Source organism: uncultured Paraglaciecola sp. (genome assembly GCF_937123705.1).
Classification (GTDB): Bacteria; Pseudomonadota; Gammaproteobacteria; order Enterobacterales; family Alteromonadaceae; genus Paraglaciecola.
Genome location: NZ_CAKZKO010000210.1, coordinates 18,762 through 43,334, shown reverse-complemented (window position 1 = coordinate 43,334; position 24,573 = coordinate 18,762). Strand labels below are relative to the sequence as shown.

General features: G+C 41.4%; 24 protein-coding genes and 1 other RNA gene. 11 read left to right on the top strand and 14 right to left on the bottom strand.

Going from position 1 to position 24,573, the window contains the following annotated elements; genetic code table 11:
- Positions 1-62: 62 nt before the first annotated feature.
- A complete protein-coding gene (locus Q0688_RS26180) occupies positions 63-473 on the bottom strand; it encodes a hypothetical protein (RefSeq protein WP_299084571.1) in 411 nt (136 codons plus the stop codon).
- A gap of 36 nt (positions 474-509) precedes the next feature.
- Positions 510-691, bottom strand: a non-coding RNA gene (ssrS, locus tag Q0688_RS26175) — 6S RNA.
- A 157-nt stretch (positions 692-848) separates the two neighbouring features.
- Between ssrS and Q0688_RS26170 the strand changes: the two genes are divergently transcribed.
- From Q0688_RS26170 to Q0688_RS26140, 7 genes are all read left to right on the top strand, one after another.
- Complete coding sequence (locus Q0688_RS26170; protein WP_299084568.1) at positions 849-1,418, top strand: UPF0149 family protein; 570 nt, start codon at positions 849-851, stop codon at positions 1,416-1,418.
- Positions 1,419-1,466: 48 nt separating this feature from the next.
- Positions 1,467-2,789, top strand: a complete 1,323-nt coding sequence (gene pepP / locus Q0688_RS26165; RefSeq protein WP_299084565.1) for a Xaa-Pro aminopeptidase — start codon at positions 1,467-1,469, stop codon at positions 2,787-2,789.
- Between the two features lie 4 nt (positions 2,790-2,793).
- Positions 2,794-4,020, top strand: coding sequence for an FAD-dependent oxidoreductase (locus tag Q0688_RS26160; protein ID WP_299084563.1), 1,227 nt, complete (start codon positions 2,794-2,796; stop codon positions 4,018-4,020).
- Between the two features lie 50 nt (positions 4,021-4,070).
- On the top strand, positions 4,071-4,358 hold the full coding sequence (locus Q0688_RS26155) for a hypothetical protein (RefSeq protein WP_299084560.1): 288 nt from the start codon (positions 4,071-4,073) through the stop codon (positions 4,356-4,358).
- A 15-nt stretch (positions 4,359-4,373) separates the two neighbouring features.
- Positions 4,374-4,847 (top strand): Cys-tRNA(Pro) deacylase, encoded by a 474-nt coding sequence (gene ybaK, locus Q0688_RS26150; RefSeq protein WP_299084557.1) that lies wholly within the window; start codon positions 4,374-4,376, stop codon positions 4,845-4,847.
- Between the two features lie 116 nt (positions 4,848-4,963).
- Positions 4,964-5,716: a sulfite exporter TauE/SafE family protein gene (locus Q0688_RS26145; protein WP_299084554.1), complete on the top strand. Its 753-nt coding sequence runs from the start codon at positions 4,964-4,966 to the stop codon at positions 5,714-5,716.
- Positions 5,717-6,105: 389 nt separating this feature from the next.
- Positions 6,106-6,648: a PEP-CTERM sorting domain-containing protein gene (locus Q0688_RS26140; protein WP_299084551.1), complete on the top strand. Its 543-nt coding sequence runs from the start codon at positions 6,106-6,108 to the stop codon at positions 6,646-6,648.
- A 130-nt stretch (positions 6,649-6,778) separates the two neighbouring features.
- Here Q0688_RS26140 and Q0688_RS26135 read toward each other — a convergent pair whose 3' ends face one another.
- The 12 genes from Q0688_RS26135 to Q0688_RS26080 form a co-directional block, all read right to left on the bottom strand.
- Positions 6,779-7,429 carry a GDSL-type esterase/lipase family protein gene (locus tag Q0688_RS26135; protein WP_299084548.1) on the bottom strand — a complete coding sequence of 217 codons (651 nt, stop codon included), beginning with the start codon at positions 7,427-7,429 and terminating at the stop codon, positions 6,779-6,781.
- Between the two features lie 2 nt (positions 7,430-7,431).
- The gene (locus Q0688_RS26130) at positions 7,432-9,153 is read right to left on the bottom strand and encodes a DUF885 family protein (protein ID WP_299084545.1); all 1,722 of its coding nucleotides are present in this window, start codon (positions 9,151-9,153) and stop codon (positions 7,432-7,434) included.
- A gap of 23 nt (positions 9,154-9,176) precedes the next feature.
- Positions 9,177-10,466, bottom strand: a complete 1,290-nt coding sequence (locus Q0688_RS26125; RefSeq protein WP_299084542.1) for a Xaa-Pro peptidase family protein — start codon at positions 10,464-10,466, stop codon at positions 9,177-9,179.
- A 54-nt stretch (positions 10,467-10,520) separates the two neighbouring features.
- Positions 10,521-11,330: a glycerol kinase gene (locus tag Q0688_RS26120; RefSeq protein WP_299084539.1), complete on the bottom strand. Its 810-nt coding sequence runs from the start codon at positions 11,328-11,330 to the stop codon at positions 10,521-10,523.
- A gap of 216 nt (positions 11,331-11,546) precedes the next feature.
- Positions 11,547-11,963 carry a hypothetical protein gene (locus Q0688_RS26115; protein WP_299084536.1) on the bottom strand — a complete coding sequence of 139 codons (417 nt, stop codon included), beginning with the start codon at positions 11,961-11,963 and terminating at the stop codon, positions 11,547-11,549.
- Between the two features lie 173 nt (positions 11,964-12,136).
- The gene (locus Q0688_RS26110; protein ID WP_299084533.1) at positions 12,137-14,161 is read right to left on the bottom strand and encodes a methyl-accepting chemotaxis protein; all 2,025 of its coding nucleotides are present in this window, start codon (positions 14,159-14,161) and stop codon (positions 12,137-12,139) included.
- A 169-nt stretch (positions 14,162-14,330) separates the two neighbouring features.
- On the bottom strand, positions 14,331-15,143 hold the full coding sequence (locus Q0688_RS26105; protein WP_299084530.1) for a symmetrical bis(5'-nucleosyl)-tetraphosphatase: 813 nt from the start codon (positions 15,141-15,143) through the stop codon (positions 14,331-14,333).
- A gap of 8 nt (positions 15,144-15,151) precedes the next feature.
- Positions 15,152-15,526, bottom strand: coding sequence for a Co2+/Mg2+ efflux protein ApaG (gene apaG / locus Q0688_RS26100; protein ID WP_299084527.1), 375 nt, complete (start codon positions 15,524-15,526; stop codon positions 15,152-15,154).
- A 30-nt stretch (positions 15,527-15,556) separates the two neighbouring features.
- On the bottom strand, positions 15,557-16,357 hold the full coding sequence (gene rsmA / locus Q0688_RS26095) for a 16S rRNA (adenine(1518)-N(6)/adenine(1519)-N(6))-dimethyltransferase RsmA (RefSeq protein ID WP_299084524.1): 801 nt from the start codon (positions 16,355-16,357) through the stop codon (positions 15,557-15,559).
- Positions 16,354-17,337 carry a 4-hydroxythreonine-4-phosphate dehydrogenase PdxA gene (gene pdxA / locus Q0688_RS26090; protein ID WP_299084521.1) on the bottom strand — a complete coding sequence of 328 codons (984 nt, stop codon included), beginning with the start codon at positions 17,335-17,337 and terminating at the stop codon, positions 16,354-16,356. The genes rsmA and pdxA overlap by 4 nt, the downstream gene beginning before the upstream one ends.
- Positions 17,338-18,630 (bottom strand): peptidylprolyl isomerase SurA, encoded by a 1,293-nt coding sequence (gene surA, locus Q0688_RS26085; RefSeq protein ID WP_299084518.1) that lies wholly within the window; start codon positions 18,628-18,630, stop codon positions 17,338-17,340.
- 92 nt (positions 18,631-18,722) lie between these two features.
- Positions 18,723-20,912 carry an LPS assembly protein LptD gene (locus Q0688_RS26080; protein ID WP_299084515.1) on the bottom strand — a complete coding sequence of 730 codons (2,190 nt, stop codon included), beginning with the start codon at positions 20,910-20,912 and terminating at the stop codon, positions 18,723-18,725.
- Between the two features lie 156 nt (positions 20,913-21,068).
- Between Q0688_RS26080 and Q0688_RS26075 the strand changes: the two genes are divergently transcribed.
- The 4 genes from Q0688_RS26075 (at position 21,069) to Q0688_RS26060 (ending at position 24,530) form a co-directional block, all read left to right on the top strand.
- The gene (locus Q0688_RS26075; RefSeq protein WP_299084512.1) at positions 21,069-22,094 is read left to right on the top strand and encodes a phosphotransferase; all 1,026 of its coding nucleotides are present in this window, start codon (positions 21,069-21,071) and stop codon (positions 22,092-22,094) included.
- Positions 22,084-22,785 (top strand): N-acetylmuramate alpha-1-phosphate uridylyltransferase MurU, encoded by a 702-nt coding sequence (murU, locus tag Q0688_RS26070; RefSeq protein ID WP_299084509.1) that lies wholly within the window; start codon positions 22,084-22,086, stop codon positions 22,783-22,785. The genes Q0688_RS26075 and murU overlap by 11 nt, the downstream gene beginning before the upstream one ends.
- Entirely contained in the window at positions 22,775-23,599 is an 825-nt protein-coding gene (gene djlA / locus Q0688_RS26065; protein WP_299084506.1) for a co-chaperone DjlA, read from the top strand. Before murU ends, djlA begins: the two co-directional genes overlap by 11 nt.
- Before the next feature lie 157 nt (positions 23,600-23,756).
- A complete protein-coding gene (locus Q0688_RS26060) occupies positions 23,757-24,530 on the top strand; it encodes a choice-of-anchor H family protein (RefSeq protein ID WP_299084504.1) in 774 nt (257 codons plus the stop codon).
- Positions 24,531-24,573: the final 43 nt, after the last annotated feature.

The window sequence follows — 24,573 nt, the reverse complement described above, 5'->3', positions numbered from 1 at the left end:
TAAAAGCTGACCATTTGGTCTGGATGTGATTATAGGGATTTTTATCCTTTGGGCAAATTTATCTACGCAAATAGGCGAGTGAGCTTATGGATAATGCCTGTTTTAGCAACATAAGGAGCGGTGTTGGTTAAAAATAACCTTACGGAAACCGTTGCCCCATGGCCCCATGGCCACCAAGCAGCCATCACTGTTGGCTGATACTCAATATTAGTGCTGAATAACTTTTGCTGCTTAACGAGTTTCGAAAACACACCTGCATAATGCCTGACTTCGTCAGGTGCTTTTTTAATAGACTTAGCATCCCATTGCATTGGGAGCACCTGTTGTAAGGCGATTAATACTTGGTCTTGCTTATCTACTGAAAATTCAGCTAGCATCACTTGATGAAAGTCATCGTATTTCCATTTAACAATAGGATCCAAGGCATCTACTACATCTTTTCCTTCAGCTTGTATTTGTTCTTCTTGACTCATATGACTGCTACGCTTAATCCATTATTGATAGTTTGGGCGCCTCCCAAAATGCCGCTGTTCGGTGTAAGCCCGTGAACCGAAAGTTCAGGGCGGAAGTGTCATCGCTACCTTAGGCTTCTTGATACTAGCCAAGCTTGCGCAATAGTAGTGGAATCAACTCCCTAAGTAAAAAGCATCGGCCAGGGACATAACTAAACTGGCAAACACCCCAGGAGGCAAAAACTGTTTGCAGTTTCGCTTACGAATAAGTAGACAACAAACAAAGCCATTATAATCTGTTACTAGGCAGATATACTAGCGCTATCGTTCACACTAATATGTATTTGCCTACTTGACAGTGGTAGCATTGTTTTGAATAACAATTGAGAGATCACTTTGAATACATCAAGCAACCATTTCGATACCATCACTACGTTACTTGAACGTAACGATATTTTAACCTCTGCTGCCGAAATTCAGGGGATGTTTTGCGGCATGTTAGGGGGTGGAATGCCTTTGGAATGTCAAGATTGGTTAGAGCCATTGTCTGACTTTATTAATCAGGGTGAACCCTTTTCTAAAGAAGTTATAGACTCATTCCGAACCCTATTTGACAGTACATGCCAGCAGTTAGTTGAAAGTGACTTTGCCCTAGTGTTGTGTTTGCCAGAAGACTCCACACCCATTAATGAACGAGGCCAAGCATTATTAAACTGGGTACAAGGCTTTATGCTCGGATTTGGCTTACATCAAGACGATTTAACTGGCTGTTCTGATGACGTTAAAGAAGCATTAGAAGACTTTGCTGAAATTGCCAGAATGGACGATGAAATGGCCGAAGACGAAGAGTCAGAGCAAGCGCTATTTGAAGTGATGGAATATGTAAGAGTGACCGCAATGTTATGTTTTAACGAACTAGGCAAGTCACCCGAGCAGCAACAAAGTGAGCCTAAAACCGTTCATTAATCAATTTAGCTGAATCCTTTTGTTAAATACTTAGAGTGAGTCACATCCTTGCCTTTAGATAATACTGAATTTTTAACGCGCCAAAAGCATGTACTGCAATCCATGCAGCCCAATAGTATTGCCATAGTTCCAGCATCTAGCTTAGTCACCCGAAGTAGCGATACTGAGTATCCTTTTCGGCAAGACAGCTATTTTCATTATTTATGCGGTTTCCCAGAGCCAGATGCGTGGCTGCTGTTAACGAACCACCAACGATATTCAAATGGCATGGGTATTTTATTTTGTTTAGATAAAGATCCAACAATGGAAATTTGGCATGGTAGACGAATCGGTCCTAAACAAGCCAAGGGAGATTATGGGGTAGATTTAACTTTTGCTGTTGATGAATTAGAACAGCGACTAGAAGATATTATTGATGGTCATCAACATTTGTATTTTGCAGCTGGGCATAACCGCCACGCCGATGAAGTGGTTTCAACAGCACTGCAAAGCTTGCGAAATGCGCCTAAACAAAGTAAACAGGCACCGGCTAGCAGCATTGACTTGCGATTAATTTTAGATGAAATGCGTTTAATTAAATCTGCCGCTGAAATAGATTTGATGCGCCGTGCTGCAGCTATTTCTACCCAAGCTCATATTCGTGCTACGAAATTTGCCACTTCGGCTAAAAATGAATACCACCTCGAAGCAGAAATTCATCATGAATTTGCCATGCAAGGAGCAAAATATCCGGCTTATGGCACTATTGTTGGAGCAGGGGACAATAGTTGCATTTTGCATTACACCGAAAATAATCAAGAACTGAAAGACGGCGACTTAGTCTTAATTGATGCAGGTTGTGAATGGCAAGGTTATGCATCGGATATTACCCGTACATTTCCAGTTTCTGGACAGTTCTCAGTTGCGCAGAAGCAACTTTATCAATTGGTATTAGACGCGCAATTAGCGGCCTTTGAGGTGATCAAACCGAATAATACTATTGCCCAAGCTAGCGAAACGGCTATTGCCGTGATCACTCAAGGCTTACTTGAACTAGGTATTTTACAAGGAGAATTGGCTGATAATATTGAACGGCTAACGTATCGTGAATTTTATATGCATGGGTTAAGTCATTGGTTAGGTCTAGATGTACATGATGTAGGACATTACAAAGTAGATGGGCAAGATAGACCCTTGTTAGCAGGTATGGTACTAACAGTTGAGCCGGGCATTTATATTGCCCCCGATGCAGATGTTGAAAGCAAGTGGCGAGGTATTGGCATTCGCATAGAAGATAATTTGCTGATCACCAGCAACGGGTTTGAAAATTTAACCGAGGCCGCGCCAAAAACCATTGATGCTATTGAAGCGCTGATGAAAAAGAGTCACTAAGGGTATGCAAACATTCGATATTGTTATTGTAGGCGGCGGCATAGTAGGTTTAACCCAAGCTCTCGCATTACAACAAAGCGGATTGTCAGTTGCAGTGGTTGATAGCCATGTAAGTCAAGGTATGCCTAGCGGCGACCCTCAGTTGCGGGTTAGTGCACTAACTCTAGCCACAGAAAATATTTTATCAAATCTAGGGGCTTGGCAGAACGTCGATCTGAACAGGTTATGCAGTTACCAAGAGATGCTGGTTTGGGATCAAGACAGCTTTGGTAAAATTGAATTTTCGGCAGCTCAAGTTCAACAACAGCAACTAGGTCATATTGTTGAAAACCAAGCCCTAAGGCATAGTCTATGGACTCAAGCGCAAAATTGCAGCCATATTGCCTTGCTTGCCCCTAAAAAAATCAAACAATTGGCTTTTGGTCAGCACGAGTGTTTTATTACTTTAGACGATGATCTTCAAATAAGTGCTAGATTGGTTATTGGGGCAGATGGCGCTAATTCTATCGTTAAAAAGCAAGCAAACTTAGCGCAAACATTTTGGGACTATGATCAACATGCCATAGTCGCAACCGTTAAAACAGAATACCCACACCAACATACTGCACGGCAAATTTTTACGCCGACTGGCCCATTAGCATTCTTGCCACTATGGGATGACCATCTTTGTTCTATTGTTTGGTCACAAGATGAGCCTAAAGCCAGCGAGCTGTTGAAATTACCGAAAGAGGAATTTAACAAGGCTCTTACAGCTGCTTTCGATAGTACTTTAGGGATGTGTGAGCTTGTGAGTGACACAAAAAGCTATCCCCTTAAAATGCGTTACACTCGGCAGTGGGTAGCTAATAGAGTCGCCATTATTGGAGATGCTGCCCATACGATCCATCCATTAGCAGGGCAGGGTGCTAACTTGGGTATATTAGACGCTGCGGCATTGGCTGAACACATTATTAAGTTAGTCAAACAAAACAAGGATTTTGGATTGGCAAAAAATCTACGACCCTTTGAGCGCTGGCGTAAAACCGAAACGGTCAAAATGGTGGCGGCGATGGAAGGATTTAAGCGTTTATTTGCTGGAGATCAAGCGGTTAAGAAATTAATTAGGGATACTGGTTTACGTTTGGCTAATCGCTCATCATTTGCCAAACAAAAAATAATTCAACATGCTATGGGTATTGAAGGCGAACTGCCAAAACTAGCTAAGGTACTTAAGACGGGTAAGTTTAGCTAATGTTTTACGCCTAAACGGCTATGCTATGTATTTGCAAAAAGGAATATTCAATGAATCAGATTATTATTAGCATTTTTACTCTCTGCCTTGTTGCTTGTAGCGCGCATCAAGCTTCTGCTCCCGAAGATAGTAAACGGCCGCATAAACAAGACAGTTACTCGGGGATTGAAGGATCAATTCAAAAGCAAAAAGATCAACTATACAAAACCAATCAAGCCAATAAGCTCAAATGTCAAGACGCGCGTTTGGATTTAGTGAATGCCGAAGCCGAAGGCGATCTTAATCTCATTCGCCAGGTCAAAGCTAAGGTGCAAAAACTCTGTGTAATAGAGAAGTAGTAAGGAAAACCTATAGTGACCCCAGCTGTTAATAGCGTTAAGCAAGCTAAGATTACATTTAAATTGCATCAGTATGAACATGATAATGCTCACGATTCTTTTGGAATGGAAGCGGCAGAAAAACTAGCTATTGAGCCTGCTCAAGTGTTTAAGACTTTAGTGGTTAAATTGGACGGGAAAGAGTTGGTGGTGGCAATTTTACCGGTTAATACTATGTTAAGTATGAAAAACTTGGCTAAGGCTTGTGGTGCCAGAAAGGCTGAAATGGCCGAAAAAACCGAAGTGCAGCGCAGTACCGGCTATGTGCTAGGTGGGGTAAGTCCCCTTGGGCAGAAAAAATCTCTGAAAACAATCATCGACCAATCCGCAAAACAGCATCCTACAATTTATGTGAGTGGCGGTCGTAGAGGATTAGAAATAGAGTTATCGGCGCTAGACCTAGAAACCCTCACTCGCGCATTATTTGCACCTATTTCTCAAATAAGCTAGTTTTCAATGCAAGTTGACGTTTTGAACCTTCATTATCAAGAAGATCGACAGGCCCAGTATCTATTGTTTTTACTCGACAATTACGTACTTTATCTTATGAATAAAGCGCGGTAATCATGTTGGAGCTATTTGGTTATTCCCTTAGTTATTTGAGCCTGGCGCTGCTATTTTTAGTGGCGTTTTTTATTGGCATGGCAAAAACCGGTGTACATGGTATTTCAATGTTTGCGGTGCCATTATTGGCTATTATGTTTGGTGGCAAAGGCTCTTCAGGCCTTATGTTACCTATGCTAATTATGGCCGACTTATTTGCTGTTAAGTATTACCACAGGCACGCTAACTGGGGGTATTTATTCAAACTGTTCCCATCCGCAGCAGTCGGGATTGTAGTCGGTACTTGGGTAGGCAATGAAATTGATGACCAAGTATTTAAAACGGTCATGAGTGTCATCATTTTTATTAGTTTAGCCATAATGTTATGGGTGGAAAAAGACCATAAAGATGCTATTCCCGACTATTTATGGTTTGCCTTGCTGATGGGGTTATTAGGCGGCATTACCACTATGGTAGGCAATTTGGCTGGTTCGATTATGGCGTTGTATTTGCTGAGTATGCGTTTACCTAAAAATGAGTATATTGGCACTGCAGCGTGGTTTTTTCTGGCGATTAACCTTTTTAAAGTACCATTTCATCTCTTCAGTTGGCACAGCATTGATACAAACACATTTCTGCTTAACTTAATTTGTTTACCGGCTATAGCATTAGGAGCGTGGAGTGGTATTAAAATTGTTAAACGCATTCCCGAAAAATACTATCGATGGTTAGTGATTACTATGACAGGTGTTGCATCTATCTTTATGTTGATTTGATGTATACGAGCTACCTGATGTGTAATTTACTATTGGGTTAATGGCTTGAAGCCCAAAATAACAGACACTAACGCATAATCATTTTCAGTCGTCAAATTTCTGAAAAACGGTTTTATGATGACTATATAATTCCTAAGAAATTGGGACCGATCTTAACACTTTAGTTTTTATCGGCTTTGCTCCATAGTTAGCCGTAAATACTTTCAAATCTAACCAAAAACAACCCCCTTTTGTGTCGACTATTTTTACAATATCAATCTTGGTCCTTGATTGATTTGAATTTCAATTTTTTAACCTATTGTAAATAATAAGTTTTTATTTTCTGGTATAAAAATTGCCGTTTTTTCCTTGCTTAAAACATAACCGAACAATTCAATAAGGATTTTATTATGGCTTCAATAAAACTAGCGGTTATATCTGCATTAATGTTATTGACGAGTATAAACTTATATGCAACTCCAATTTACACATACTATACTCCAACCCTTACAGGGGTGGGCGGCTCAGTACAATATGAGTTTAATTTCAACGATGCAAGTAATGACTTATCTCTACTGTGGACTGAGTTGGACTCTATTAATTATTCTTTGGATGGTGGGGCATGGGCAAGTGCCACATTTCAACATTCCCTTGGCAATTTCGGTTTTAATATAAATAGCTCTTCAGAATTGGTGTCGTTTTCTGCTGGTTACATAAGCGTTGTGGGAAGTTCTGCTAATACTTCTTGGCAGATTGGTACAAGTGTTGATGGTAGTACTTCCATGCTTACTCAAGGATTTTGCTATTACAATGGTTGCCAAGAAGTGTTTGTAACAGACATTAATTTAGCATCCATAAATGTTCCAGAACCATCAGGACTAGCCCTTATGTCACTTGGTGTTCTGGGTTTTATGGTCACTCGTCGTCGTAAAACCAAACTTAATATTTGCTAATTCAACTTGGCAGTAACTTTGCTGCCATTTTAATTACCGGGGCGAAGCGATTGAACTCACAGTCGATTGCTTTGCCGGCTGTAAAATATCAAACATTATTGTTAAACAACCCAGCCAAAATCTTAAGTTTTTACCAAGCATCAAAATTATTTAAAACTTCTTTAGCCCAAATATCATATTGCAAATCGTTAGGATGCAGTAAGTCTGGCATCACTGACTCTAATAACGTGCCGTCTTCAGTTAGAAAATGATGATTGATGTCTAACCAGATTACTTGCTTGCCATCGGCAAATTCTTTGAGCAGTAAATTTGTCGCATCCACTCGTCGACGCATAGGTTTATTGGTATTGCGACTACGGGGAAATATCGCCATTAGGATAATTTTGCTATGGGGGAGGCGCTGTTTTAGTTCAGTTAAAATTGCCTCTACCCCAGCGGCAATGTCTTGTGGGGAGTCGAGGCGATGGCCGGCGTTGTTGGTGCCTATTAACAGCACTACAGTTTTTGCTTCTAGGTTGGCAATTTCACCTTGTTGAATGCGCCAAAGTAAGTGCTCGGTTCTATCGCCTGCATAGCCGAGATTACACACTTGAAGATGTGCAAAATGTTGTTGCCAGCTTTTTTCGCCTTCTACTTCCCATGCGTGGGTGATGGAATCACCAAGGAATAAAATATCCAAGGGCTGATGAATAATTTGGATCTCTGCAAGCTTTTGCTGGTGGCGGGTTTGCCACCAGTCTTCGTTTCTACTGGTGGCGATTGTCGCTAAAGGTTGAGTCACTCTTAGTTGGCTTTTTGAGTCGAAATCCAATCGTTAATTACGTCTTCTAATACAGCCATGGGTAAAGAACCTTGGCCAATTACCGTATCGTGGAAACTGTGTATATCAAACTTTGCTCCGAGTTGTTGTTCGGCTTTAGCACGCAACTGGCGAATTTTAATTTCGCCCATTTTGTATGAAAGGGCTTGCCCCGGCCAAGAGATATATCGGTCGATTTGGTTTTCTACCGATTTTTGAGTTAAAGCCGTATGTGCAGCTAAGTAGTCGATGGCTTGTTGACGACTCCAGCCAAACGCATGGATGCCGGTATCTACAACTAAACGCAAGGCGCGCCACATTTCGTAGCCTAAGCGGCCGAAATCGCTGTAAGGATCTTGGTAGAAACCTGCTTCTTTTCCTAAGCGCTCTGAGTATAATCCCCAGCCTTCACCGAAGGCCGAATGGCTTAATGTGCGTCTAAAGTCTGGTACGTCTAATTCCATGGCGATGGCATTTTGTAAGTGATGTCCGGGTACCGCTTCATGCAAGCTTAGTGCTTCAAGGTTGTAAAGGGGTTGCTCTGAAGGAACAGAGGTTAAAAAGTAAGTGCCGGGTGTTCGACTATCTGGTGGCGGCATATAAAATGCGCCTCTATTGGCCGTACCTTTTATGGTAAAAGTATTGCGGGGTAACTTGCCAAAAAAGCTGGGTAATTTTCCATACATTTGCATAGTGATAAAGGCGGTTTTCTCTAGTACGTCTTGTTTATCGACCGCGTAAAACTGTGGATCAGTCGCCAAAAATTGTAAAAAATCTGCAAAACTTCCTTTGAAACCTACTTGATCAATGATTGCCTGCATTTCAACTCGAATTCGTTTTACTTCACTCAACCCTAAATCGTGAATTTGTTTAGGCGTGTCTGCTGTGGTGGTGTAATAATTGGCGGTATAAGCGTAATAATCTAATCCTCCCTTAATGCTAGAAATTCCCGGTTCTTTACGACAATTCGCCATGTATTCATCGACAAAAAAGTCGTAAAAGTTTTGGTAAGCTGGGATGACAGCTTCTGAGATTAGTTTAATCGCCTTTTTGCTGTAATGGCTTTTTTGTTCATTGCTAAAAGTACTTGGATAACGGTTGAATGGTTCAAATATGGCGCTGTCTTGTGGATCGCTAACTATGTGGGCGCTAATCGTTTGCTGGTAATCCTTAAAACTTTCACAGTGATGCACATAGCCGGATTGTATTCCTGCTTTCATCAAGTTGATATTCTCTTGATTAAAGCGTGGATAGTCGGCCAGACTGACTAAAAAATTATCGTAATCGCTGCGCGACAAAAACGCCATATTTGCAGGTGCTTCAGCAAAGTAGGTATGCCAGCCACTTAAAAAATTTATCGGGAAATATTTATCTTGGTATTGGTGACTAAGGGCTTCAGTTTCTCGTTCATATTTAAACAAGCGGTAGTTCATAAGCTGATCTGGGTTTAGCGCTGTTGCATTAATATTTTCAAGCGCTTTTAAGACCTGTTTGTTGTATGTTTCGCGCCTTTCAATGGCTTGTGGGGTCCATTCAGCAAGTTTTCCATTGGGTTTCCAACCATCTGGGTCGGTGCGGAAAAAGACCTTCTCATGTTGCGCATTTTGCCAGTGTTGCTCGGTGATAGTTGCGAGATCTTTATTGGCATCTGCAAACAAAGTAAAGCTCAGTGCCGAGAGTGTTAATACGGCTAATATTTTTTTCATCAAATTATTCTCTTGGTTTTATTTTAAATAGGAAGTGGTGCCAATTGGCCTATAGGCGAGGACAACGAATCTGGTGGTATCGTAAACCATTTAATGCCTTTGTCTGTCATGTAAACACAATCTTCTAAGCGCACCCCAAACTCTCCGGGTAGGTATATACCAGGTTCATTAGAAAAACACATGCCTGGTTTTAAGGTTTCGGTTTCGCCATGAACAAAATTTACCGGCTCATGACCTTGCATGCCTATGCCGTGCCCCGTTCTGTGGGATAAACCTGGCAAGGTATAATCTGGACCTAAACCTTGTTTGACATAATAGGCGCGCACTGCGTCGTCGATTTTTCCGGCTGGAGTGCCTAGAGTGGCTGTTTCAAAGGCAATTCGCTGGCCTTGTCGTACCATATTCCAAATTTTATGTTGCTTTTTGCTTGGTTCACCAAACACAAAAGTACGACTAATATCTGATTGATAACCTTGTACACTACAGCCGCAATCCATCAGGACAATCGAGCCTTCGCGAATGGTTTGTTTTTGCTTAGTGCCATGAGGATAGGCACTGGCTTCATTAAACAGCGCCATATTCCAAATGCCACTGCCGCCTAAGGCTGATTGTGCTGAAGCCATTAGGTTTTTCACCTCACTCTGGCTCATACCGAGTTCGAGCTGTGCGTAAACATGGGCATAAGCTGCCAGAGTGATTTCGTTGGCCTTGTGCATCAGTTGCAGCTCGTGAGCAGACTTAAACATGCGGCAGCCTAAAGTAATAGGTTCGGCGCTGGTATCTTGCATACTAGGCAATAACGCCATAGTGCCGCGCTGTACAAAATAACGCACTGTATCTTCAAATGCGATGCTGCCATGCTTGATCTTTCTATCGGCTAATATTTGTTTAATGCGTTCAAAAGGGCTTTCATGCTCTTGCCACACGCGTACATCTTTACCCACTGCTAGACTTTCGCGAATGCTTGGCTCTTCAAAAAACGGGCAAACTACTGCAATCTCGCCTTCTTTAGGAATAACTACAGCGGTAAGCCTTTCACTGCGCCACCATTGAATGCCAGTAAAATAATCCATTGCGGCACCGGGTTCTAAAATTAAGGCGGCGATATTGTGCTGTTGCATCAATGACTGAGCTTTGGCAATGCGTGCATTTCGCTCAGTTGCTGAGATAGGAACCACATCATCTGTTAGTTTTTTTAAAGGTGCGCTGATACTTTTATTCGCTGCGGCTGACGCAATTGCTCCATGACCTAATGGCAACACCGCAAATGCTGCGCCAGAGGCTTTTAAAAACTGTCTTTTACTAAATTTCATGGTTTGGCCTTTAAGTAGATTGCTTTAAGTCAATGCGCTTAGTAGCTTAGTAGCTTAGTATGCTTGCACTCCAAATTTCAACAGTAAGCGCGGTAAGATATCATCCAAATTTTGTACATCTTCTGGGTGTAATTCAATTAGCTTTAAGCCATATTTTTTATAGATGGCGTGTTTTATTTCTTTGCGGGCTAGATACTTAGGATCATCATCATTATCCCAGTACTCAATATAAACATTGCCTGTTGGAATATAGAAATCGCAGTATATATCCTCTGCTATAGGTAACTTGCGTTCATAAGCGTGGACAATTTCTGCCATATATAGCCAGTTATCTATCAGCTTTTCTGCCTTGCAGCGTAACTTATGCCCGTCGGTTGCACTATATATGGCCTGAATTTTTGTCCTGATATCTATTGCAGAGGCTAGCTGGTGGCTGTTTTCTGTTGATACGGATAATCGAGTGCTGGCGCCGCTAATATCATTAATAGAGCTTAGTAATAATGTGGACTGAGAAATGGTTGCTGGCCACTTTACATAGGGGATACCAGAACGAGAATCTTCACTTTGGATTGCGCCTTGCTTGGCTCCTTGTTCAGTCATGATCCATCCTTTTAAACTCTTGCTGATCCATCCAAGCTCTGAAAAGAGATGATTTAATTTGTTTGCCGAGATATCAAATTCTTTAGCTATCTTGGTTGAACTGATTAAGGCTACCGGCACATCGGGGCTTTGGTGAGTAGGCAATTGCCTAAGGTTAAAGTCTTCTGGCCACTCAATGTAATCCCCCAATTTTGTTGAGGATTTGATCCTGCCACCCGCCAGCTTGCCTTTAGCCGTTAACGCCCATTTATCTGACTCGCGCACAATAAAGTTAACTTCTTTAAGTTTAACGAAAAGTGCTTTTGGCTCAAGCTCAAGACGTTTGGCCGTTGCTGTAGTCGAAAAATATTTGATGGTTCAGCCTGTTATCAAAATGTGGAACAAATAGTGTATCCGAATAGATTACATTAAGGCAGTAAAACTCATCTTGGGCTGAGTGGTCACTTCGTTATACGTATTAATGGTATAACCATCATTATTCTATTGTTGTGATGTCATGGCATAAACCGAACGATAAGTGTGAAGTTTGTTACCATGGTGTTTTGTCTCTTGTTCAGCCGCGCGTTCGGCGGCTTCTTTTATCATCTCGGCCAACTTTTCAGTTAACATTTCTAGACGTTCTTTTTGCTGTTTTGTGGGAGTCTCTAGGCTTTGCAGTGCTTCAATATCTTTTTTGAGTTCATCGAGTTTCTCTTTGTCAACGCCGATTTTATTTGCCAGTAATTGCTCCATAACATCAGCTAAGAAATCATGAGTGCTGTGAGTTGAGTTTTCTGCCACTTGGCTAGTTTTTGCCGCCAGTTTGGCATTGTCTTGCACCGCCGATTGTGTTTTTACCTGCTCTGTTTTTTGCCCTTGGTACGGATGAGATATGGCTGAACCCGTGTTAATTTGCATAATTAACTCCCTATAAACTGAGTGGTAACAAAGCTGCGAACTTATATTGCAGCAATTTTGATACCAGAAAGTACCGAATGAGATAGGCATGAGAAGTGCATTGGTTTTATTGGCACGGCCAAAAAAAAACCGGCTGTCGCCGGTTTCTCAATTATCTTTTAAAAGCTCGAAGCCTAAACCCTAAACTGCTGTACTGAGCTTTGGAGTTCTTCTGCAAGCTTCGCAACTTCATGGCTAGACTCAGAGGTTTGATTGGCGCCTATTGTGGTTTCTTCAGCAATATTCACAATATTTTCTAATTTTTCACTGATTTCTTGTGATACCACATTTTGCTCGCGAGCAGATTGTTCTATTTGGGTGCTCACATCAAACGCTTGGTGCACGGCTTCTGTAATAGATTCTAGAGCAGAAGTGGCATTTTCTGTTTGCTCTACACAAATTGTAGTTTGTTCTTTACCTTGATTCATTACTGCTACAGCTTTTTCGGCGCCGCTTTGTAATACTTCAATCATAGCGTTAATTTCTTGGGTAGACTGTTGCGTACGACTTGCTAGTGTTCTCACTTCATCTGCCACAACCGCAAACCCGCGGCCTTGTTCACCTGCTCTAGCCGCTTCTATCGCCGCATTGAGTGCTAGCAAGTTTGTTTGATCGGCAACCCCTCGGATCACATCTAAAATACCGCCTATGCTAGCGCTGTCTTGGTGTAACTTGTTAATCACCTCAGCTGCTTCTTCCACTTCTTTAGCTAATACCAAAATAGTACTCTTGTTTTCTTCTGAAATTGCTTTGACTTTTTCAGCTTCGGTATCAGCATGCTTTATTTGGTTTAGGGTGTCTTCGGCACTTTGAGTCACAATTTGTGAGGTACTGTGCATTTCAGTAGTGGCGGTAGCAACTTGCGCAACTTGTGATTTTTGATCTTGAATCGACTGGGTTGTTTGTGCTGTTACCGCAGAAGTTTGTTCGGCTGCAGCCGCTAATTGCGCCGCTCGGGAACTGATACCTGAGATCAACGATTTTAAGCTGTCGATAACATTGTTGCAGTTTTTGGCTAAGTCCCCAAATTCATCCTGTGCAGAGTCATCAAGTTTACGGGTTAGATCACCCGTAGACACGATATTGAGCATTTCGTTTACTTTGCGTAGTGGGTTGATTATGGCCAGTACTGTGCCATAGGCAATACCTGCAGAAATCAGTACTGAAATTAAGCCAATAATAATAGTGGTGTTTTCTCCCGTACTGACCGCACTTGCTACATCTTGTTTTGCTTGTTGCGCGACAGTGTCGGCTAATTCTAATAAATCATTAAGCTTTTCGGCAGCATTTTCTATATTTTTTTCTGACGCGGTGTAAGCAATACTGGCCTGCTGGCGGCTGTTTAAACGGTTAATCTGCGATTGGAGCAGACCGTTAGGTGAGGACATGGAATCGGTGACATCTGCAATGAGTTCATCCAATTCGCTTAATGTACCGCTGCCGTCTCTGTCGCCTGCAGTCGTTTTGATCCGATCCATTTTGTCTTTAATTTGCCCAATTACAATTTCAACTTCATTGCCTATGGTATCAGCTCTGACTAACGTTTCTGTCTTAACGTATTCTGCACCTACTGTTAGCAGAGACATAAGATTAGATTCAAGACTGTTGGCGAGATTAGATGCTTGATACAATTGATTATCATCTTGTACTTCGTCTAAATCTGCAAAATCAACGATTAATGTAGAGCCGTCGTCGGCGTTATCTTCGATATTACTAAGGACGTCTAACACTTTATTTCCAAATTCTAAGTAGGCCCTTTTGTTGTCGAATAATGCATTGACATTTTCAATGTATTGTCGATAAATATTTTCAGACTCAACCAAAGACTCTCGTAGATTTCTTTCTTCACTGACGACACTTGTGAGGGTGCGTAATTCGTTATCGAAATTACTTTGGCTTTCATCAAAGGCCGCTTTTTTGGTTTTCAATCCTTGTAGTGTAGTTTCGTAATAGGCTTCTGTGGTGAGACGCCCCATATTCAAAAACGACACTTTTAATTGACTGCTACCACTAACGGTAGGTAAGGCTAAAGTATTAACTTCATCTGTTGCACTATCTATCTGGTACAAGCTTGATACTGCCACTACTCCTAAAACTATTAATAGCAGTGTAATAATCCCAAATCCACCGACGATACGTGTAGCTACAGTAATTTTCATATAATGGCCTTAAATCAAGTTAGCAGTATTGTTACTACTTTAAATATTTCTATAAATTGACAGCTAACAGCAACCAATTGGTAAAATCAGTGCTCACTATAACTGACTGAGCATCAAATTTGCAGTGCCTCAATAATTTATATCGCTTTAACTTATCGACAAAGGCTGTTTAATCTTTATAGGGGATGCTTTGTTGTTTGCCAGTGGATATATCCATCAGAGTCATACTATTTCCCCATACATAACCGGTATCTAGCCCACAAAACTGTTGATTGTGGGTGTTTCCATGTAAAGCCGCCCAATGTCCAAACACGACTTTTTGGCTTGCTTTAAGTTTTTTATTGGTCACGTTAAACCAAGGTGTTAAGCCTTCCGGTGCCAGTTCTGGAGGGGCTTTGCACTGAAAATCAAGGGCGTCCTGATTCTCTATGTAACGCATCCGAGTCATAGCGTTAACGATAAAACGTAAACGTGTTGTACCAGATAATGACTTATGCCAAATTGAGGGCTGATTGCCATACATTTCTGATAAAAATACTTTCCAATCTTTGGCTTGCAATTGATCACTGACTTCTTGGCTGAGTTTCAGAGCTTTTTTAACTGACCATAGTGGGTATAACCCCGCATGGGTGATTAATGTGTCTGGATTAGCCATTAACGCTAGGGGTTTAGTTCTTAACCAACTAATATGGGATTTGAACTTAGGGCTATCAATTAAAGTATCGAGCTTGTCACTAGATTTTGCTTGGCGAATGCCCGCGTAAATGGCCAATAAATGCAAGTCATGATTACCTAAAACTGTATCAAAACTGCTGCCTAAGGAATGCAAGTAATTCAGAGTATCGAGAGGTTGGGGGCCGCGACCAATTAAGTCGCCAACTGCTATTAATCGGTCTTTTTTAGCCGTAAAAGCAACTTTTTTAAGTAACCGCTTTAATCCACTAAGACACCCCTGAATGTCTCCAACAATATAAGTGGCCATAGTTCAGGTTAATTAACAAGGTGTGGTACAGCTAAACTAAACATATCTATCGCGGTTTGGAATGTTTCGCCGTTTTCTAGCCTCATCTCGTAAAACCCCTCCATTGTTCCCACTGGCGTATCGAGAATGGCACCACTGGTATACTGAAATGCTTGACCTGGCAAAATATGGGGTTGTTCTCCTACTACGCCAGCACCTTGTACTTCTGTTTTCTTGCCGTTGCCATCGGTAATCAGCCAATAACGATTGAGTAGCTGAGCAGATTGCAGCCCAGCATTGTGGATAGTAATTTTGTAAGCAAACGCAAATTTGTCATCATCGGGTAGCTGATTTTTCAGATATTGCGTTTCAACATTAACGTTAATTTTATTTACTTGTTTCATGGGGTCGTTGCTATAGCTAACTTCTGGGGGCTATTCAAAAGAGTCTACCGCATTGGCGATACGTGCATACTGTTCTAAAGACAAATTTTCGGCTCGTAATTCTGGGTTGATATCTAAGTCGATAAGTTGCTGTTCACTTATGCTTTCTTTTAGGCTGTTGCGGATGGTTTTCCGTCTTTGGTTAAATGCCTGAGCACAGACTTTATGTAGGGTATCTTCATTCTTCAATGAGACAGGCTTTTGTTGGTGAGGTATAAGCCTTACAACCGCTGAGTCAACTTTTGGTGGGGGATTAAACGCACCTGGTGGCACCTGTAATACTGGAATTATCTGGCAGTGATACTGGGCCATAACAGACAAGCGTCCATAATTTTTGTTGCCTGGACTGGCTGCTAAACGATTCACCACTTCTTTTTGCAACATAAAATGCATATCTTGTACTTTATTGGCAAATGAAAATAAGTGGAACATTAATGGCGTTGATATGTTGTAGGGTAAATTGCCGAAGATGCGCAACGGTTGCTCATCCCTTAACAATTGAGAAAAATCGTATTTTAAGGCGTCGGTTTCAACTATTGTCAACTTCTTAGCGATAAAAGGATGGGTTCTTAACCTTGCAGCTAAATCTCTATCAAGTTCAATGACAGTCAATTGCTCTATTAACTCACAAACAGGCTCGGTTAACGCCCCTAGTCCTGGGCCAATCTCAACCATGTGTTGATTTTGTTGCGGTCCTATGGCGGTGACTATTTGATCGATCACATAGTTGTCATGTAAAAAGTTTTGACCAAAACGTTTTCTGGCTGTGTGTCCTAAATGTTGTTTACTCATTGTTTTTTCGCCGCTATTGATATGGCTTGTTTGATGGCAAGGTTAAAACTGCCAACATCTGCCTGGCCTGTACCAGCTAAGTCTAACGCCGTCCCATGATCGACAGAGGTACGAATAAAGGGTAGACCTAAGGTAATGTTTACTGATGCACCAAAGCCTTTGTATTTTAATACGGGCAGTCCTTGGTCATGATACATGGCTAAAACAGCATCTGCTTGCTCTAGGTATTTGGGGTTAAAAATAGTATCAGCCGCTAACGGCCCAGTGATGTTTAGTCCTTCGGCTCGCAACGCATCTAAGGCAGGATTAATGACAAGAATTTCTTCCTTACCAATATGGCCATTTTCACCGGCATGGGGATTTAAACCACACACAAAAATACGGGGTTTTTTGATACCAAACTTCAGCATTAAATCGGTATTAACTATGTGCAGAACTTTGTGCAAACGTTCAAAAGTAATGGCTTTTGATACATAGGCCAAGGGAATATGAGTAGTGGCAAGCACAACTCTAAGGCCTTCTGTTGCTAGCATCATAACCACATCATTGGTATTAGATTCGTAAGCAAAAAACTCAGTATGTCCACTAAAAGAAATACCCGCTTCATTAATAATGCCTTTGTGCACCGGGCCTGTGACAACTGCATCAAACTCACCGTCTAGATTTTTCTTACAGGCTTGGCGCAAAGTTTCCACAACATAGTGACCATTTTCGCTATCTAGTTGGCCGCAGATAACCTTTGCCTTAGTTTTAATATCCACCAAAAATATATGCCCAGCCGGTAATGTGTGCTCAAGGCTCTCGTCATAGGGAACAAAGGTAATATTTAACTGCAGCTGCTCAGCTCGTTGTCTGAGCATGTCGCCATCCGCAAAGACAACGAGCTGCGCTGGCCACTCTTGCTGGGCGACAGTGATAAGTAAATCAGGGCCTATGCCCGCAGGTTCACCAGGGGTTATGGCTAATTTTAATGGTTTCAATTACTTGCCTTGCTGGGGGAGAACTTCAATATAGGCACTGGCGCGTATTTCCCGTATCCAAACATCAGATTCTTCTGCAAATTTACGTTGAAATAATAGCTGGTAGGCTTTGTCTTGTTTACGCTGTTCGGTTGCATCCCCGATGCGTTTACCGGTTAATTGCATAAGATGCCAGCCGTGTACTGATCGCACTGGCTGGCTGATTTCATCGATCTCTAGTTGAGCTAGGGTGTCTTTGAATTCAGGCACATAAATATTGGGGTCTGCCCAGCCCAAGTCTCCGCCTTTCAGTGCTGAGCCAGGATCCGCTGAATGCTCTTTGGCTAAGGCCGCAAAGTCTAGTTCCCCCGCTAAAATTTTCTCTCGAAAATCCTTAAGCATATTCTCCGCTTTTTCGTCACTTAAAATAACAGTGGGCTTAATTAAGATATGTCGTGAATTAACTTCGGCCACTTCTATTTTCTCTATGCCTCGGAGATCTTTAATTTTCAGGATATGAAAACCGGCGCCACTTCTAATGGGTCCTATTAAGTCATCTTTAGATTTTTTCTGTACTGCTTCGGCAAATAAGGTCGGCATAGAGTTAATATTCATCCACCCTAAATCTCCCCCTTCTAAAGCCCGAGAGCCTCCCGAGGAAGCTGTGGCTATTTTTGCAAAATCTGATCCATTAGTGAGCAGTTCAATTACTTTCTCAGCACGGGTTTTCGCCTTTTGGATGTCGTCATCCGTAGGCTCGGGTGGAAATTCTATTAAAATATGCCCCAAATTAAATTCTGCTTGCTGGTCGCCTTGTTCATCAATGAGTTTGACAAGATTATTGATCTCCTGTTCGGTGATGTATACACGGCGACGTACATTGGCTCTGCGTACTTCTCCAAGAATAAGTTCTTTGCGGATTTCTTCTCGGTAGGTGTCGTAAGTGACGCCTTCTTTAAGAATTTTGGCTCGAAATTGGGTCATGTCCATTTTCTCGCCTCGAGCAATGTTTGCTATGGTTTGTTCTAACTGAGGATCGCTTACCTGAATGCCCATACGTTCAGCCAACTGCATTTGTAAATTGTCAATAATAAGCTTTTCAATTGATTGAGTGCGCAACACGCGATCTGAAGGCAGGGTTTGCTGGTTAAGCGCTGCGTTTCGTTTTACAACAGAAATTAATTCTTCAATTTGGCTTTCTAACACAACACCTTGATCAACGATCACAGCGACGCTGTCTAACAATTCAGGGGCTGCTGCTGTCTTGAATGATAAGATAGAGCTGATTATAAAGGCGACGACTAATACTTTCATGGTTATCTATACTTTTTTAGTTATTGGCGTTTTTACATACGCCCGTGAGTGTGTCGAAAAGGTTTGCAACGATTAGTTGGTTGAAACCCAAATTAGTTCAATAAGTAGGGGCGTCTGTATCCAAACAAACCTTCTCTCAATAAGTTTCGTGTGGTGAAGTATACATGAAAGCCCGATTCAAATTCATTGGTACTTTGCGCCCCATTTACATCGAAACGGTTGCTTAAATTTCGCTGCGCCACAAGGCTAACAGTCCAGCAACAGGATTCATATTGCAGGCCAGCGTAGCTTTCTACTGTTCGATTGCGTTCTAAATCATGGTACCAGCGACCTACCCATTGCCAATTAGTACTAAGGGGCCAGCTGGCCGTGATGCCTACTTGACTAATTTTTTCAGCAGATAAATCTCTGACATAGCGGTGGTTTATTTGCATGATTTTATTTTTAGCAAGTTGATATTCTAGAGACAAACTACTGCGTTCAATTTTATCAGTGACAGTCGATACTTGTGCTTGAGTGTGCACATACCACTTACTGCCAATTTGCCAGTCCAGTTCGGCAGCGAGTGCTGAACGATCATCATCTTTAGTGGCGTCAAGCACTTGATTATCTTCTAAATAGAATATTTGTCCAAGGCTAAGCTTAAATCGTTCTTGGTTATTTTTATCGATGAATCTTGAGGTCATACCTAAGGTTATTTGATTATTGTCGCTGATGCGATCAAGGCCAGTAAATTCTTGGCCTCTGAATAACCCTGAAAAATCATTGAATAAACGGGTGGTGTCGTATTGACCAATGTTACTTTGATCTTTGAAGCTGGTATACAAATATTGGATTTTGGGTTCAAAGGTATGAGTAGCTTGCGCGCCAAACCAAGTTGCCGCTCTTTCGAATGCTAGTGAGCCAAAAATCTTGGCTTGACCTAAGGTGCGTGATACGTCTTCTTCAAGGGCTAAGTTTTGGATGTTCTTTTGTTTGTAACGTGTATGCAATACAGTGGCTTCTGCTAAAAATTCGCTCCACTGATTTTGAAATGGGTAGCGCACTGTGGGCGCAATATGAAAACGTGTTGCTGTAGGGCTATCGGTTTCACTATTTTCAAAATAGGCGAGTTCGGAGTGGATTTGAAATTCTGCACCTAAGCCAATTGGGGTTAAATAATTCAGTCTCACTTCGGGTAAGGCGCGATAACTATCTGGATGGTCACCTAAAACTTCAAAGTCTCTAAATTGCGCTGTGACATCTAATTTTTGTGAAAAATAGCTTAAGCCTAAGGTTTTATAGAGATGAGTATCGGCCCGATTGTAATAATCTGAGCCAAGATCAACTATGTAATTATCGTCACTTAATCCATTAATATCGGCGTTAACGCGCCAATTTTGACCCACTTGACCGCTATGAACTAATCGATAAAAATAACGTTCGCTGTTGTCGTTTAGATCCTGATCATTTGGTAAATATTCAACATTTGCTTGCCCTGAATGTTGTTGAGTTAAATATCTGAATTCAGTTTTAAGCTGTAGTCCTCGGTCAGTCATTAATCTTGGGGTAAAGGTTAAATCATAATTGGGGGCAATATTCCAATATACCGGCTGTTCAATGCTCACGCCGGTGGAGCTATTGCTGGAAATCGACGGGTACAAAATGCCTGACTGTCTTTGATCGTTTATAGGAAAGGAAAAATAAGGTAAATACAGTACAGGTACGTCTTTAATATAAAATCGCGCGTGCTTCACTACGCCTCTAGATTGATTAGGTGTGATTTCAATATTACTGGCCTGAATACGCCACACTTCGTCATCTACAGGGCAGGTTGTAAAACTGGATTCAATAAGATTAATACCTGTACTTTCACCCAAACTAATTTTATCGGCTTTGCCGTGACCTTGAACATTATTTAGCTGGTATAAAGATCCTTCAATAAGTAGTTCATTTGACAGCCTATTGAGCTGTACATTTTGGCTGGAGACAGTGATGTTGTTGTCTTGAAAGCTGACGTTACCTGTGGCGCTTAATGTTTGAGTTTGACTATTAAGTAATGCATCATCAGCTTTGATTCTTGCATGGATGCTGTCAATTTCTACTTTGCCTTTGAATTGCGCAAAGGTATCTTGATTAATTTCGCTATATTCAGATTTGACTTGAATTTGCCCTTCAACTAACGAATTTTTAAAATTCGGCCCCACTAAGGGTACAAAACAGGCTTCTTGAGCATCGGCTAGCCCAGTCGTCATCAATAGAAGACAAATAAGTAAGCATTGTTTGTTTTGTATACTAGACAAGTACAAAGTGACCTAAAGTTGCATTTAAAAGAGGCAGTAAAAGCATAATTTTAAAGGTTTCAATGGGATTTACCAGTAAACTTGCAAAAAAAGCCATATTTCGCCATTCTTGAGTTTCATTCAACGGCCAACAATGCGTAATCATAAGAGATACCTTTGAAAAAACAGTTATCAAGTAAGCAACTTCGCCAACAACAATTACGCACTTGGATTAACCAAAGTACAGACTATGACTGTGATGTGCTTGAAATAGTTGCAGGCGATGCGGGGTTTCGTCGGTATTTTCGATTTGCATCGAATAACCAAACATTTATTGCGGTTGACGCACCTATAGAGTTTGAAGATGCCAGCAAGTTTATTGCCGTAGCACAGAGCTACCGAGAAAAAGGTGTGAAAGTACCTCAAGTATATGCTTATGATTTTGCTCAGGGTTTTTACATTCAACAAGACTTTGGTAATCATATGTTTAGCGACGTATTGTCAGTGGACTGCTGTGATCAGTTGTATCCAAAAGCACTCGCTAATATTCCTATAATACAAAGCTGTGTATTGACCCAGTCGGGCCCATTGCCAGATTTTGATGCTGAGTTTATAGACAGGGAGCTGAGTATTTTTCCCGAATGGTTATTGGATAAATATTTGCAGTTAAGCCTTACTCCTTCAGAAAAATCTATGCTGAGTCAGGCTTTTGAATCCATCAAGAATGCTTGTTTAAGTCAACCAAAGGCGGGGATGCACCGAGATTATCATTCACGCAATTTAATGCTGCTAGAAAATGATGAGATTGGTGTGATTGATTTTCAAGATGCGGTAGTTGGGCCCATTACTTATGATGCGGTATCGCTTTTAAGAGATAGTTATCAAGATTGGCCACAACCCAAAGTGCTGCAGTGGCTAAAAAATTGGCATGGTGAATATTACTCTCAGTATTCTTGGGCCGAATTTAAAAAATGGTTTGATTGCGTGGGAATACAAAGGCACACCAAAATTGCAGGTATTTTTGCCCGTTTGTATTTACGTGATGATAAATCAAGTTATTTGTTTGATATCCCCCACACCCTAAATTATTTGATTGCTGAAACGGTTCAGTATCCAGAATATGGTGATTTTAGCTATTTTGTTCAAGAGCGAGTGTTACCCAGTGTGTTGCAAAAATTGCAGGTGAGTAAGCATGAGACTTAATACCGCTATGATCCTTGCAGCTGGAAGAGGCGAGCGTATGCGGCCTTTAACCGATGCAGTGCCTAAACCTTTGTTAAAAGTCAGAGGGAAATCATTAATTGAATACCACCTTGAAGCGCTTAAGCAAGCTGATTACCAGCGAGTGATTATTAATCATGCATGGCTGGGTCAACAAATTGAAAGTGCAATTGGTACAGGGAAACGATTTGGCCTAGAGATAGTTTATTCTCCTGAAGTTGCAGCACTTGAAACCGCTGGTGGGATTATCAATGCTTTGCCCTTATTATGTCCGAACGACCATCATGAGGTCTTTACTGTGGTCAACGGTGATATTTTTACTGACTTTGATTTTGATAAACTCCCCGCACATTTTCCAGATGGTATTGAGGCGCACTTGGTTATGGTAAATAACCCTCAGCATAATCCTGATGGGGATTTCTACTTGGATAACCATAGGCTGCATCCTACGTTGGGTTGCAAATTAACCTTTAGCGGTATTGCTATGTATCATAAACGCTTTTTTAGCCAACAAAGCATTGACGTAAAACCTTTACCACCTATGTGGCGAGATGCCATAAAGCGTGAAAAAATAAGCGCTCAGTATTTTACTGGGCAGTGGACAGATGTAGGTACGCCGCAACGATTGGGCGAATTAAATACAATAAAAGTTAATGGAAAAAATGATAGGTAGAATTTTAGGTACTATTTTTGGCTTTATGTTTGGCCGTATTCTAGGTGCAGTTTTGGGCTTTTTTGTTGGATATATGTTTGACAAAGGATATAGCCAAGATTTTAACCAAAACGGTGGGTTTGGCCGTTTTTCAATGGGGCAAGATGATTTCAAGTCCCAAGCTATCTTTTTTCATTGCTTGTTTTCAGTGATGGGGCATATTGCCAAAGCTGATGGTAAGGTAAGTGATGTGGAGATCCGCATGGCCAGTGCCCTGATGGATCAAATGAACCTAGAAGCCGACATGCGCAAAGAGGCGCAGCAAGCGTTTAGAGACGGCAAAGCGGAAGAGTTCCCGTTGAAACAGACTGTGAAGGAATTTAAAGAGTCTTGCCATGGTCGTCGCGACATATTGCAGGTGTTTTTAGAAATACTTATTCAAGCAGCTTACGTAGACGGCAAACTAGACAAAGCCGAGCAAGCAATTTTGGAAGCTGTCTCTCAGTACTTAGGTTTTAGTCAAAGGGATTTAATGTATCTTATGTCGGCGTTTGAGGCAGAAATGCGTTTCAGAGCCGGTACTAAGCAAGGTAGCAATGGACAGAAATACTCTTCACAACAATCACTGAATGATGCTTATAAAATCCTCGGCGTGACCAAGAGTGAAGATAATAAGACTATCAAAAAGGCCTACCGCAAATTGATGAGCGAACATCACCCCGACAAACTAGTGTCAAAAGGCTTACCTAAACAGGCGCTAGAGCTCGCAAAAAATAAGACCCAAGATATTCAATCTGCCTACGAGTTGATTAAGGAAAGTCGCGGTTTTAAGTAGGGCGTTTATAGCGAAGTACTCAGTGATATTGTCACTATTTATACTATGGTTTACTACTATTAAGTTCCTCTTCAGTTTTTGTTCATGTATCGCATTCCACACTAATAGCCATTGAAAAAGAGAGTAGGCATAACGCCAGTTTGAAAAGGAAAACTAAATGAAAAATGTCGCATGGTTAGTATTAAGTAGTTTATTTGTATCGAATATAGTGTGGGGCGCAGAAGCGGGTAGTTGGAGTGCTCAATCTACTGAAACTCAGTTTGAAAAAACTAGTGCTGAGGTCTTTACCACCTCACAGCAGGGCCAGGCTAACATGAGCCCAATGGCTCAATCAACAACCGCAAGGTCAGTAAAAAGTAAGCCGCAAACATATGCCAAAATGTTAACGGCGCGACCGAGCGAGCAGAGCGTTAATCACGAGTTTTGGGTATTTGATGCTTGGGTATCTTTTCAGGGTGATGAAGACAGAGACGGTTATTTTAATCACTTCTCAGTGGAATTTGATGTGGACACCGACTACCACACAGCTCGTGTCTATGCGGTATTATATTTAGGTGTAGATGAGGTGTTTAAGGAATACCATACCACTTCAAACTTTAGTGTTTTCTCAGATCACAGTAACGATAGCTTTGTAGTAGAAAGTAAATTAGTGACTGGTTTTTCGCCGGACGATTACGAAGTACTTATTGAAGTGTATGATGCCGATAATGACGAATTAGTGGCTGTGTATGATGGAAACGATGATGCTGATTTATACTTATTACCACTAGAAAGTGCGGATTATGCACAAAGCCAGGTTGTGGTGGTTCGTGAGCATGGCGGTAGCTTAGGTTTCTGGGGAGTGATATTACTACTTCCTATGGTTCTAGGTAGGTATTTATACCAATCCATCCTAACAATTGATCACTCAGCGAGATTTAAAAGCACCTAATCAAGGCGCTAGTTCCTAGTAAACCTGAAGTTCTTTCATAACC